This window comes from Pseudomonas savastanoi (assembly GCF_020917325.1).
GTDB lineage: Bacteria > Pseudomonadota > Gammaproteobacteria > Pseudomonadales > Pseudomonadaceae > Aquipseudomonas > Aquipseudomonas amygdali.
The window spans coordinates 3269321-3281879 of sequence record NZ_CP076652.1; the positions used below are offsets into that span (position 1 = coordinate 3269321).

The 12559-nt window shown below is 59.1% G+C and carries 11 protein-coding genes; all 11 read right to left on the reverse strand.

Features of this window, described 5'->3' with window-relative positions; genetic code table 11:
- Positions 1–4: 4 nt before the first annotated feature.
- The 11 genes from KP808_RS13650 to KP808_RS13700 all read right to left on the reverse strand — a co-directional run bounded on the left by KP808_RS13650 (position 5) and on the right by KP808_RS13700 (position 12459).
- Complete coding sequence (locus tag KP808_RS13650; RefSeq protein ID WP_058408104.1) at positions 5–439, reverse strand: RidA family protein; 435 nt, start codon at positions 437–439, stop codon at positions 5–7.
- Positions 440–479: 40 nt separating this feature from the next.
- Positions 480–2063 carry a flavin monoamine oxidase family protein gene (locus KP808_RS13655; protein WP_058408105.1) on the reverse strand — a complete coding sequence of 528 codons (1584 nt, stop codon included), beginning with the start codon at positions 2061–2063 and terminating at the stop codon, positions 480–482.
- 22 nt (positions 2064–2085) lie between these two features.
- Positions 2086–3015 (reverse strand): ABC transporter substrate-binding protein, encoded by a 930-nt coding sequence (locus KP808_RS13660; RefSeq protein WP_005733125.1) that lies wholly within the window; start codon positions 3013–3015, stop codon positions 2086–2088.
- A gap of 28 nt (positions 3016–3043) precedes the next feature.
- Complete coding sequence (locus tag KP808_RS13665) at positions 3044–3829, reverse strand: amino acid ABC transporter ATP-binding protein (RefSeq protein ID WP_004665212.1); 786 nt, start codon at positions 3827–3829, stop codon at positions 3044–3046.
- On the reverse strand, positions 3822–4796 hold the full coding sequence (locus tag KP808_RS13670) for an amino acid ABC transporter permease (RefSeq protein ID WP_122259986.1): 975 nt from the start codon (positions 4794–4796) through the stop codon (positions 3822–3824). The genes KP808_RS13665 and KP808_RS13670 overlap by 8 nt, the downstream gene beginning before the upstream one ends.
- Positions 4797–4837: 41 nt before the next feature.
- Positions 4838–7288, reverse strand: coding sequence for a TonB-dependent receptor plug domain-containing protein (locus KP808_RS13675; protein ID WP_193601066.1), 2451 nt, complete (start codon positions 7286–7288; stop codon positions 4838–4840).
- A gap of 533 nt (positions 7289–7821) precedes the next feature.
- A complete protein-coding gene (locus tag KP808_RS13680) occupies positions 7822–8490 on the reverse strand; it encodes a DUF3313 domain-containing protein (protein ID WP_005746429.1) in 669 nt (222 codons plus the stop codon).
- A 431-nt stretch (positions 8491–8921) separates the two neighbouring features.
- Positions 8922–9758, reverse strand: a complete 837-nt coding sequence (locus KP808_RS13685; protein ID WP_057401202.1) for a sugar phosphate isomerase/epimerase family protein — start codon at positions 9756–9758, stop codon at positions 8922–8924.
- Position 9759: 1 nt separating this feature from the next.
- Complete coding sequence (locus tag KP808_RS13690; protein WP_230016295.1) at positions 9760–10992, reverse strand: NAD(P)/FAD-dependent oxidoreductase; 1233 nt, start codon at positions 10990–10992, stop codon at positions 9760–9762.
- Positions 10993–11010: 18 nt separating this feature from the next.
- Positions 11011–11331: a MocE family 2Fe-2S type ferredoxin gene (locus KP808_RS13695; RefSeq protein WP_002553354.1), complete on the reverse strand. Its 321-nt coding sequence runs from the start codon at positions 11329–11331 to the stop codon at positions 11011–11013.
- A gap of 36 nt (positions 11332–11367) precedes the next feature.
- A complete protein-coding gene (locus KP808_RS13700; protein WP_004667662.1) occupies positions 11368–12459 on the reverse strand; it encodes a fatty acid desaturase family protein in 1092 nt (363 codons plus the stop codon).
- Positions 12460–12559: the final 100 nt, after the last annotated feature.

The window sequence follows — 12559 nt, forward strand, 5'->3', positions numbered from 1 at the left end:
TGGATCAAGCAGGTCTGGCCGCGATGGCTTCGACCTCGATCAGCGCACCGGGCAATGGCAGCGCCACTACCTGCAAAGCGGTGCGCGCAGGTTTCAAGGGTTGCTCGGGGGTGCCGAAAAACTGCGTGTAACCGGCCTGCAGGCCCGCAAAATCAAGCTTGCCGCCGGTTTCCTCGGCCCCCACCAGAAACACTCGTAACTGCACGATATCGCCCAGGTCAAGATCCTGTTGCCGGAGGATATTGCGCAGTTTGCTGAACACCGAAACGCTTTGCACTTCAGTGTTGCCATAGGCGGCAGGCGTGCCCGCCGGAGCGTGTGGGTCGGCAAGGTCGGGCAAAGTGCCGCTGATGAATACCAGGCTGGCCGAGGCAGGCACGGTCACGGTTTGCGAGATTGGAAAATCGCCGACGCTGGTACGTTGAATGCTGTCGCTCATGGTGTCTCTCCCCAATAGATGTTGATGCTGCAATGAAGGCTCACGACGCCGCGAGGGCCGCGGTCTGCCGTTGCTGGATGACCCGCTCGGCCAGTTGCCCGACCACATGGCGCGCCGAATTGGCGGCCGATTCCTGCCAGATACCCACGCCGCTCTGCACCAGCCCGTCGCCAGCGAAGTAAACCCGGCCATGAGGTTCATCCAGCAAGGCGCTGGCGTCGGCCGGGAAATGTTCGCGTTGCAGCCACGGGCCTTCGCTGTAAGGAATCTGCTCCCAGGACACGGCCAAGGGGTTACGCAAGTGATGCGAGTAACCGGGATGCAGCAGTTCGACCGCCTCTCTGGAGGCTGCGTATTGCGCCTCGAACGGTTTCGCGCCGAACACGTCGGCACCCTCCCCGGTCACGTAACCGGCGACGAGCAGGCCATCGCGGGTGTTCAAGTCATTGCTCGGGTACCACAGCAGGCGCGCCGGATGGTCGATCCAGGACAACCCGCCATAGGTGCGGTAATCGGTTTCCCAGAAGCGCGGGGATTGCCACGCCACCTTGGTCGCCTGATCGTTGCGGGTGCTCAGCAAAGCGGCCTTTACCGGATTACTGAAGTCGGTATCCAGCCTGGCCAGCAACGGCAACGGCAGGGTCGAGACCAGATAATCGGCGCGTACTACCTGTTCGCGGCCGCTGTGTCTGTCGTGATAGGTGACCGCCACACCGTCTTCCAGTTGACGAATCTGGCGCACCTGCGCGCCCAGTTGCACCTGTTCGGTGAGGCGCTGGTAAAAGGCGTCGGTGATGCGGTCCATACCGCCGACCGGCTGAAACATGGTCGCCGAGAACTCGGGAAACTCAGTGTGCAGCAGCGCGCCCCACAGCTCGGGATGCAGCAGGCGCTCCAGCTCTACCGGCTGCGCACTGGTCGGCAATGCCCCCGGATGCGAGAGCGACTCCTGATGTCCGGAACGCAGGCTGCCCTCATAAGCCAGTTCCTGCGAGAGGTCGCCATACACCTGCAAAAACGCTAACAGGCGCTGACGCTCTTCGCCGCTCAACACATCGTCCAGAGCATCGCGCTGCACCGCCGTGGCCAGTAGACCCGAGAGGTGGCCACGGGCGTCGTTGATAGCCTGGCCGACAGTGAACGCGGGCTGTTGCAGGTCCGGGCGGACCTGAGCGCCATGACTGCTATTGACCAGCACTTCAAGCGGCACTCCCAACTCGCTGCAATAGTCGAGCAGCGTGCGGTGCTGGCTGGGAATCCGCGCTGGCCCGGCATTGAAATACAGCCCGGGATCAAAGCCCACGGTCTGCGTGCGACCGTCCTTGTAGTCCACCTGATCGCCGCTGCGCAACGTCCAGTTGCGGCCGCCCACTCGATCACGGGCCTCCAGCACTTGCACAGTAAACCCTGCCCGCGTCAATTCCAACGCAGTCACCAGCCCGGCGATTCCGGCACCCAGCACCAGTACGCGAGTGCCCTGCCCCAGCCCGCTTCCGAGTTTCAGAGGTTTTGGCCGCCGGTGTGATGAAGGCCCCAGCCCCAGTACCGCAAGCGCGTCCTTGACGGCTTTTTCGCCACCTACCGCAGCAATGCTGGAAAGTGCTTCACGTCGTGTCAGTCCCATGTCATTTGCTCCCTTGAAGGCCTCAATCCGGTAAGCCGGGCGGGTTGATCAGCGACTTGTCGACGCGCTCCACATCCAGGCCCCAGCGCTGCAACACTTGCTCGTACTGCCCGCCGGCAATCGCGCCTTCAAGGGCGGTATGAATCGGTTTGACCAGACCGTTGTCCTTGCGCGTGGTCACGGCGATATCAGCCTGCAGTGGCCAGCCGCCGTTAACCGTGCCGACCCGCTTGATGCCTCCGGTGATGGCGGCCGAGTAGGCATACACCGAATTGGGCCCGAACAGCGCATCACTGCGCCCCGACTGAATGGCAAGCTGCGCAGCCGCCTGATCATCGAAATACTGCAACAGCGCAGGCTTGATACCAGCCTTTTCGTTAGCCTCGTTCCACGCCAACAGGACCTTTTCCTGATTGGTGCCGGAGCCGACGATGATCTTCAGCCCCGCGATGTCCGACGCCTGTTTTATCTCGCTGATTTTGCTGTTGGTCTTGACATAGAAGCCCAGGACATCCTGGCGGTAGGTGGCGAAATCGAAGCGTTTCTTGCGCGCTTCGGTCACAGTGACGTTACTGATGACTGCGTCGTATTTGCCCGAACTGACGCCCAGCGGCCAGTCCTCCCAACTGGTCTGCACCACGTTCAATTGCAGGCCCAGGCTGTCCGCCACCAGTTGCGCGGTGTCGGCCTCGCTGCCGATGGTGGTCTTGTCATCATTGGCCAGCAGCGCCAGGGGCGGCCCCGCCACACCGGAGACGGCCACGGTGAACTTGCCTGGCTGGGCAAACTTGAAGCCCGCCGGGATCTGCGCAATGGCCGCTTCGTTACGCGGTACATGAATGCGTTGCCGGTCAGGACTGAGGTCGACCGGTTGCGCGGTGGAAGCAAAAGCACTTTGCGCCACGCTGACGGCTATCGTCAGCAGGGCTACGCGGGCGGTATTCACTAGCATCAGCAATCACTCCTTGAAAGCGGGAAATTCACAGCACCTTGCCGAGAAAGGCAGCGGTGCGAGGGTGTCGGGGATGGTGGAAAACCTGTTCCGGCGGCCCTTGCTCAATCAACTGGCCATCGCACAGAAACACCACGTGATCCGCCACTTCCCGGGCAAAACCGATCTCGTGGGTCACTACCACCAGCGTGACCCCCAGTTGCGTGAGCCCTTTGATGACATCCAGCACCTCGCCGACCAGCTCGGGGTCGAGGGCTGAGGTAGGTTCATCAAACAGCAGCACCTTGGGGTCCAGCGCCAACGCACGGGCAATGGCGACGCGCTGTTGCTGGCCCCCGGAAAGCTGGCGTGGGTAAGCGTCCACCTTGTCTGCCAGGCCAACCCTGGCCAGCAATTCACCTGCTCTTGCCTGCGCCTCGGCCTTGCTCCAGCGTTTATGGGCCAACGGTGCTTCAGCAATGTTTTCCCAGGCGGTGAGGTGCGGGAACAGGTTGAAATTCTGAAACACGAAGCCAACCTCGATGCGCCGCTTGAGGATTTCACGCTCTTTGAGCTCATAGAGCAGATCACCCTTGCGCCGATAACCAACGTAGTCGCCGTCGATGGTGATGTAACCGCTGTCGATCTTTTCCAGGTGGTTGATGGTGCGCAACAGCGTGGACTTGCCCGAGCCGGACGGCCCGAGAATCACCGTGACCTTGCCCGGTTCAATGCTCAGGTCAATGTCCTTGAGCACCTGCTGGCTGCCAAAGCGTTTGCCCACGCCCTGGATCTGAATGCGCCCCGCGCGCACGGGTGCAGAGGCTTCACTCATGATGCTTCTCCTTCAACCAGCCGCGCACTCGCTGCAAGGGCGTGGGCGGCAAAACACGCGCCGTGCCACGAGCAAAGTGTCGCTCGACGTAGTACTGCGCGCTGGTCAACAGCGTGGTGATGATCAGGTACCAGACGGTGGCAACAATCAGCAGCGGAATCACCGCCTGGGTACGGTTGTAGATGACCTGCACGGTGTAAAACAGCTCTGGCAAGGCCAGCACGTAAACAATGGAAGTGCCTTTGACCAGGCCGATGATTTCGTTGAAGCCCGAAGGCAGGATCGAGCGCAGTGCCTGGGGCAGAATGATGCGGAAAACCCGACGCGAAGCCGGCAAGCCGAGGGCTGCAGCGGCTTCATGCTGGCCAGCATCGACACCGATCAGCCCGCCACGAATGATTTCTGCGGTATACGCCGCCTGCATCAGGCTCAAGCCCAGGACCGCCACGGTGAATTGACTGAGCACGTCGACCGTTGACCATTCGGCGAAGACCAGATCGGTAAACGGCACACCCAGTACGATGTGGTCGTACAGGTAGGCGAAATTGTAGAGAATGATCAACACCAGCAGCGCCGGCATCGAGCGGAAAAACCAGATGTAGCCCCAGGCCAGCGCCGCCAGCAGCGGTGAGCCCGACAGGCGTGCCAGCGCCAGCGCCGTGCCGAGAACGATGCCAAACACGGTGCTGAGCAGTGTCAGCAGCAACGTCTGGGCCAGGCCGCGCAGCACTGACGGCGAGAAGAACCATTGCCCGAACACGCCCCACTCCCAGCGCGGATTGGTCGCCAGCGAATGCACGATGGCGACCAGCACCAGTGCAGCGAATATCGACCCCACCCAGCGACCGGGATGCCGGGCGGGTACTACTTGCAATGCCTTGATCGGTGGTTGTGCTACCCGGCTCTGGCGCAGCGGGTAACGGCTGGTCTCGTCGATGAAGTCATAGGGTTTGGCGACAGTGGGCATGCTTGTTCCTCGCACTCAATGGGGGTTTTCAGGTGCTGGCCTTAAAAGGCGTAAGTCAGCCGGGTGTAGTAGTAACCGCCGGTAAAACCGTAGGGCGAATAGGTGCCGTAACTGCTGACCATGGTGCTGCTGGGAACCCCCTGTTTCTTTGGATAGATGTCGAACAGGTTCTTTGCGCCGATGGCAACGTTGAGGTTTTTGCTGAGGTTGTAGCCGAGGTCCAGATCGGTGATCCACTTGGCGCTGTACACCCGGTCCAGATCGCGATTGGCTGAGGAGTTGACCTCTTTGTAGGAACCGTAACGGGTCAGCGCCAGGTTCAGGTTGAAGCGCTCGATGCTCCAGTCGCCGCCCAGAATCAGTTTGGTACGCGGCTGCACGCCGGTAATCAGATTGCGCGCTTCGCGGTCCATCAGCTCATAGGAAGTACCGAGGATCGAGGTGGATTCCTTGTAGCTGAGGATCTTTGTCTGATTCCAGTTGAACGCCGCCGTCCACTTCACTAACCCGTACTGCCCAAGGTCCTGACGGTAGTTGCTGACCAGATCCAGCCCCTTGGTGCGGGTGTCGGCACCGTTGATGAAATACTGGCCGCCCGACGTCGAATCGATGCCGTTGTTGAGCAGCACCTGAGTGACTTCATCACCCAGCAGGGTGCCGGTCAGGGTGATGCGGTCACGCAGATTGATCACGTAGGCATCGGCGGTCAGGGTCAACTGATCGGTAGGCGTCAGGGTGAAACCGAGGCTGAAATTGGTGGAGCGCTCCGGCTTGAGGTCCTCGGCACCCAACGCTCTGGCGGCACCCGAGCCGGTCGGCAGTACGCCGTAATTGATCGACTGATACACGCCGTCCACCACGCCGTAAGTGGTCGAACGTGCACTGAATAGACTGTTGGCCAGGGATGGCGCACGAAAGCCATTGCTGACGGTGGCGCGAACGGCGAACTGCGGGGTGAAGTCGTAGCGTGTGGTCAACTTGCCGCTGCGGGTCGCGCCCACACCTTGGTTGTAATGTTCATAGCGCAGTGCGCTGCCGACATACCAGTCAGGCACAGGGTTGAAGCCTACGTCGACATAACTGGCGACACTGTTGCGCGAGGCGCTGCTTTCTTCATCCGGCGAAATGCCGTTGGTGACCTGCGCACCTGACGATGCACAGTTGCCCGGTGCGACGCAGTAACCACCGTTGGCATAGGATTCATAGTCGCCCGCCTGCACCTCATACGTGTCGCGTCGATGTTCAAGGCCGTAGGACACGTCGAGGGGCTTTTGCAGGCCGATGTCAAAGCCGCGCTTGAAGTCCAGATTGGTGGTCAGCTCGGTGGAAATCCACGTTCCTGATGTGAAGCTGTTGGGCGTGGCCTCACCCAGCGACGGGTTCTGGTTATGCGTGGTGCCCTGCTCCGCCTCGTTGCGCCCGTAAGTGCTGGACAGATCCCAGTCCCATTCACCAAGCGTGCCTTTGCCACCAAACGCAGCCTGAAAATCGTCTTCGTCGATGTACCAGGTCGGTGTGTATCCCGCCGGATAACCATTGGGCCCGGTGGTGATCGTATTGGTAATGGTCGGCAGGCGAAAATTCTGCCCCTGCTCGGCCTTGCGACGCGAATAGGTGGTGAAGGAATACAGACTGAAACTGTCATCGATCGGCAGCTCGGCGTTGTAACCCAAGGTCAGCAGATTGGTTTTCGGCGCGCCGTAACCGCCATACGTGGACTTGCCCGCCAGGTCGTAGGCTTGTTCGTAGCTGTAGCCATTGGCGCTGGCCTTGTTGTCGTCATTCTGGCTGCGGGCATCCAGCGCCAGTTGCACGATACCGCCGTCGCCAATCTCGAAGCCTTTATTGAGGCTTTGCTGCACGGTCTGCTTCTTGCCGTCATAACCGAGCCCGGCGTTGGTCACCGAGGTGCCGCTGGTGTCGGCCTTGAGGATGACGTTAATCACCCCGGCAATGGCATCGGAGCCATATTGAGCCGCGGCACCGTCACGCAGCACTTCTACATGATCAATGGCGCTGATCGGGATCAGATCGAGGTCTGCCGGCGCAGCGCCGGTGTTGATGCCGTTGATATTAAGAGTCGCGCTGGTATGGCGGCGTTTGCCATTGACCAACACCAGCACCTCGGCGGCACTCAAACCACGCAAGTTGGGCGCACGGGCAATGCCGCTGGCGTCCCAACCGGTTTTTTCCGGCAGTGTCAGAGATGGGATGACCGCGCTCAATGCCTCCATCAGGCCGGGCTTGCCAGTACTCTGTAATTGTTTGGCACTGACCACATCGATCGGCACCGGGCTGCTGGTCACGGTGCGCTGCTCGGCACCGCGATTACCGGTAACTACCACGGTGGACAAGGTGCGACGCTCATCCTCGGAGGTTTTTTCCTCGGCCTGAATCGTCCCTGACAGCAAAACGCTCCCTATCGCCAACGCCAGCGGGCAGTAGCCCAGCACGGCAGTCGAGGCTCGGGCACGGTGTAAAGCTTGCTTCATATTCACTCCAGACATGGCCGTCATTGAAGCCATGCATGCAAATCGCAAAGTCGGGCGTTCCTGCTGTCGTAGGGACAGCGCGGTACGCACGTTTCAGGCTGTGCAGGTAAAACCTGCGCGATGAGCTAGCGGTGGGGTGAGAAGCCGGTTGGCGGCAGAAGTGACGCGCAGCGCCTGTCAACAGCAGGGCGAGAGGAATAAAGCCAGTGGCAGGATTGAACAGGCAACATACGTTGAACTCCCTTCCAACGATTCTGCTTGAGGGGAATGGTTTATCCCTCGGTCATGGCGCACTCGACGGCGGCCTGATGCGCAGAATCCTGATAACGATTGGTACCATCCGAGGTAAGGGGTAGGCTGTTGAAACCAAACATAACGGAATCAATTTCTAAAATATAATTCTATTTGGTCATAAGCTAATATTATTATTTTTGATTTATATTTATTTTATTATTCACAAATAGCATTTTCAGTTCTCAGGTGTCTGACTGACAGGAAGACCCGATTATCAGGCCGGGCTTCCCAAGGCTGCTTTACTTTGAGAGCAACAACTCAATCAGCTCATCCGCGCCTCTGGAAATACCCGCCTGCGCCGCCGACAAACGCCCGAAGGTCGAGCTTATGTCATAAACCTTTGGATATTGCCGAGTGACATAGGACTCCAGAAGCTGAGAAGTGGACGCATCGTAGATCTCGACGGCGTAGCTGACGGACCCGGTAAACGTACCTTCACGGTCTCTGGAGGCCTGAACGAGGTTATATGACCCCATGCCGATATCGAATCGGGAGAATGTAGACAGCCCGGTAACAGTGGTCTCGGCCCCGGTCAGGGTGAGGCGAATGCGCATTGTCCCGCGTGAAGGTGTGTCGGTGAACCGGAAATGCTTGCCCAGGGCTTCAGAGAACCTGACCGTCATGTCGTTGGCCAGGACGGTCTTTTCGTTGCGCTCCAGGTCTGAAAATTGCGCATCCGCTCCCGAGTAGATCACCACGGGTTCAAGCATTACTTTATCGTATTGGTTCCAGTTGACTGACGTCGAGTACTTGAAGGGAATACGACCCGAGCTGTCCTGTTTGTTGGGCCGCATTTCAAGTGATGACTCGATTCCTGAATAAGGCGACGGCTCGTGACTGGCACACCCCGTGACCAGAAAAACCAATAACAACAGCCCGGCCAACTTCATGTTTTTAACGTAGTGCATGCAGAACTCTCCAGCGTGATCAGGTTATTGAAATTCAAGCACTCACCGTCAATCCCCGAGCCCGACTACTATCAGGCACGCACCGTCACGGGCAGTACCTTTGAAGGGCACTGGTAATATCCCGGGACTGTTTATCCAGAAGCACGTTTTCCAGAGGCACTGTATCTCGGAGCACTCTCTTGCCTGATGCAGGGCCATCCATGATCGCGACGTACCGCGTTGCACGGCATTTAATCGATCATCATCAGACTGCTCTGCGAGGCGCTGCCGGACTGTTCTGGATGTGTGTCAGTCTGCAATGAACTGCGAGACCACCAAAACTGTACCGACGTGTATAGTTTTAAACCGTTGGCGATGGGTCGTCAACCTAAAATGTACACATCGGTATGCTTTTGAAGAGTTCACCATTCGCATCAAGTGGGCTGAACCCGTCAGACCCTTGAACGGCAATCATTCCAGATTCCGCGAATCAGATCCTTGAGTAACAGTGCCTCGCTCCAGCGATCTGAAATTTCGCGCCCGTCACTCCCTGTGATTGCATACGGGGGTGGGCCCAGCTCGCACGTGAAAGACAGGCTGGCTGGTTTATTCGGTCGAGCCAGCCAATCTTCAATACCGTAACGCCACCAGGCTGAAAACCGCTCAAGCCAGGGGCGGTGTTGTGCAAAGCTCAAAGGCACCTGCACTTGTTCACTATTGGCTATACGGCCGTGAAAGCCCCAACTATGGCGCAAGATGCTGTGAATGTGCTCGTCGTCCTCGGCCGTCGCCGACTCGGGCAACTCCCGACCTACCACGTAGTGGGACAAATCAGCCAACAGTTTGAGGTCCGGCATCTGCGCCAGCACGTCGAGGGTAAACAACAGATCACTGGTAAGGCGGTAACGGTGAGTTTCCAGCAGAACCGGAAAGTCCACCTGCTCGGCCAGACGCTGCCAGCCCTCGATCAACGTGATCGCCTGGGCCAGCGTCCGCGGACGTGCATCGGCCTGCAGAGTCAGGTGGTGACAACCGTAGCGGCAAGCAACTTCAAGCGCCCTGTCCAGATCGGCTACTGTCTGTGGGAATAGCTGACCTTCAATCTGTAAGCCACGGGCCTCTGCGGCGGCATGCAGCCGCATGACATCGGGGGCATGCCAGTAATGGTCGGTGATCCCGTCAAAGCCGGCGGCGGCAATTCTGTCCAGTTGCGCCTCGATGGGAAGGTCACACTGGCCACGATGGTCCTGCATGGCCCATAGCGACTGAAATACCAGAAATGTGTCCATGTCAGAGCCTCAGCAGTTGTTTGAGCGAACACTTGGGGTCGTTGAGCATGGTGACGCTCAGCGGAGTTCTGGCAACGATCAGGCGCTCACACAGCTTGATATCTTTGGCAACGCTGTTGCCCAGCGCCAGGCCACAGGCCCCCTGCAGTCGTTGTTGCGCATCCAGGTAGAACAGCAACCGCCCACCGCAGGCCAATGCGCGGCTGGCTGAAGGCAGGGGCTGCGTGGTTACACCGACTGTCTGCACGCTCCAGTCGTACTGATCGGACCAGAAGCCGGGCACCTCCTGGAACGGAAGATCGTACCCCAGCATATTCAATGCGCTGTGGCGCCCCTGCGCTTCGGCGTTGCGCCAGGTCTCCTGCCGCTGATATACCCCCTCCGGGTGCAGGCGATACTCACACACATCACCGGCGGCGAAGATGTCCGGGGCGCTGGTGCGCAGTCGATCGTCGACACGAATCCCTTGCCCCACGGCAAGGCCAGCCGCTACTGCAAGCTCGATGTTCGGCTGCATGCCAACGCCGACAACCACTGCGTCACAAAGCACACTCCGGCCGTCGACCAGCAGCACTGACTCGGCGCGCTCATTGCCTTGCACGCCTTCAAGCACGACATTGAGTTGTACATCGACGCCGTGCTGCCGATGCAAATCCAGCAATGCCCGGGACACTTCTTCAGGCAAGACGCGCCCGGCCAGACGAGGGCCTGCTTCGAGCAACGTCACCTGGCAGCCTAGAGCCCGCGCCGTCGCCGCAACTTCAAGGCCAATGAACCCGGCACCGATGATCACCAGGCGTGAACCGTGGATCAAGGCACCCCGCAACGCCAATGCTTCATCGTGGGTGCGCAGGTAGAAAACATTGCTCAGGTGCCTGGGGATCTGTGCCAGGCAACGCGCCCTGCCCCCGGTCGCCAACAGCAATCGGCTGTAAGGCAACTCATCGCCGTCAGCCAACTGCAGGCGATGACCCTGCGGGTCGAGGCTCTTTACCGGATTGTCGGTCAGATGCTCGATACCCAGCTCAGTGAGGCGCGTGTCCGCACACAGGCTGCAACCGGCCAGGTCCACGGAGCCTCGCAGCACGCCCTTGGACAAAGGTGGACGCTCATACGGCACGTGCGGCTCGGAGCCGATCAGTATCAGTCGGCCGGCGTAACCCTGATCGCGCAAGGTCAGCGCTGCACGGCCACCTGCATGACCCGCGCCAACGATAATCAATGGAGCATTCATGGCATGCACTCCTGATTTTCAGTCACTGACCGCAAGCAAAACCCGCCCGGCTTCGACCCGTACGGCAAAGGTCTTGAGATTGACGCACACGGGTGCTCCCAGGGCTTTGCCATTGCGATAGTCGAAGCGGCCGTTATGTTTAGGGCATTCGATGACGTGATCTATTACCAACCCGTCGGCGAGGTGAATCTTTTCGTGGGTGCACAGGCCCGCCGTGGCGAAAAATTCGTTGTCGGCGGAACGGTATACGGCATAGGTATGCGGGCCGTGATCGAAGCGCATGACGTCTTCTTCATCAATTTCGCCCACGGCGCATACATCAATCCATTGATTGTTCATGGTTTTTCTCTCTCGTTCGGGAACAACCGGAAAGTGTCAGCCGGAGGTCGCTTCAGGCTGGGGACGTGCGGCGGTGGCAGGCGCTGAAGCATGTGACACCTGGCGCTTGATGAAGTAGGTCGGGTCGCGGCGCTGCCTCAGGAGGGTTGGAATAATTTCCTTGAAGGCTTCGCCGAGGCTGGCATAAGGCGGCGGACAGTCGTGGCGGATCTCTTCATGAAGTTGCGCCAACGCGTGATACGGCACCATCGGGTACATATGGTGCTCAAGGTGATAGTTCATGTTCATGTACAGAAAGCGCAGCACGCGGTTCATGTAGATAGTGCGGCAGTTGCTGCGATGATCGAGCACGTCTTCAGCCAGCCCCACATGTTGAGTAAGGCCGAACAGGTAAGACAGCCAGCCGCCATAAAGCATGGGCAAACCGACGTACATGAGGGGTAACCAGCTTTGCAGATACAGTGCCGCAGCAACCACTCCGGCATAAATGGCGAGCCAGATACGCGCGGCCAGAAACACTCTGGGCCATTCGGACACCGGGATGAAATCCTTCTCTTGCTCGCTCATGTGCGCAAAAGCATGTCGGCACACGCCGCCCATTGTTTTGATCAGCAAGGGAATCTGAAACAGGCTCAGGAACATCATCACAAGGCTCGGCGGCCGTGGCTCGACAATTTCCGGGTCGCGACCTACCACGATAGTGTCGGTATGATGCCGCGCATGGCTCCAGCGCCATACATGTGGCTCGAACATGCACATGAAACTGGCCACCTGGTACAACCCGTCATTCATCCACCGCGTCTTGAACGCGGTGCCGTGGCCAGTCTCGTGCCAGCGCGGGTTGGAGGCTGTGGCGTAAAGAACGCCGTAAGCCAGGAAGAACGGCACACATGCCCAGGAACCCCAGAACCAGTAGCCGCCAAAACCGCTGACCAGCAGCGCCAGCAACCAAATCGCGGTGTCGAGCAAGGCCGGGCCGTCGCGGCGCTGCATCAATTGTTTCATGCGTTGACGAGAGATGGGCGACTGGTACCACTCGGCAGATACCAGGCCTTTTTCCGCTGCACGGGCAGCTTCGGGGCCGGTCAGGCTATAGTCGCGCTGACAGGCTGCAGTGTCTTGAGGCATTGTTATTATTCTCCGCAAGTGTGAAGTTTCAGGAACTTTGCGTAAGAAAATATAGAGAGCACCCACCCCCCTCTCAAGGCCTTGAATACATTCACTATCA

Coding starts and splice junctions, on each gene's coding strand:
- KP808_RS13680 (WP_005746429.1), bottom strand. CDS start 8,490: ATGCACTACGTTAAAAACATGAAGTTGGCCGGGCTGTTGTTATTGGTT.
- KP808_RS13660 (WP_005733125.1), bottom strand. CDS start 3,015: ATGCTAGTGAATACCGCCCGCGTAGCCCTGCTGACGATAGCCGTCAGC.
- KP808_RS13670 (WP_122259986.1), bottom strand. CDS start 4,796: ATGCCCACTGTCGCCAAACCCTATGACTTCATCGACGAGACCAGCCGT.
- KP808_RS13675 (WP_193601066.1), bottom strand. CDS start 7,288: ATGAAGCAAGCTTTACACCGTGCCCGAGCCTCGACTGCCGTGCTGGGC.
- KP808_RS13690 (WP_230016295.1), bottom strand. CDS start 10,992: ATGAATGCTCCATTGATTATCGTTGGCGCGGGTCATGCAGGTGGCCGT.
- KP808_RS13650 (WP_058408104.1), bottom strand. CDS start 439: ATGAGCGACAGCATTCAACGTACCAGCGTCGGCGATTTTCCAATCTCG.
- KP808_RS13695 (WP_002553354.1), bottom strand. CDS start 11,331: ATGAACAATCAATGGATTGATGTATGCGCCGTGGGCGAAATTGATGAA.
- KP808_RS13700 (WP_004667662.1), bottom strand. CDS start 12,459: ATGCCTCAAGACACTGCAGCCTGTCAGCGCGACTATAGCCTGACCGGC.
- KP808_RS13685 (WP_057401202.1), bottom strand. CDS start 9,758: ATGGACACATTTCTGGTATTTCAGTCGCTATGGGCCATGCAGGACCAT.
- KP808_RS13655 (WP_058408105.1), bottom strand. CDS start 2,063: ATGGGACTGACACGACGTGAAGCACTTTCCAGCATTGCTGCGGTAGGT.
- KP808_RS13665 (WP_004665212.1), bottom strand. CDS start 3,829: ATGAGTGAAGCCTCTGCACCCGTGCGCGCGGGGCGCATTCAGATCCAG.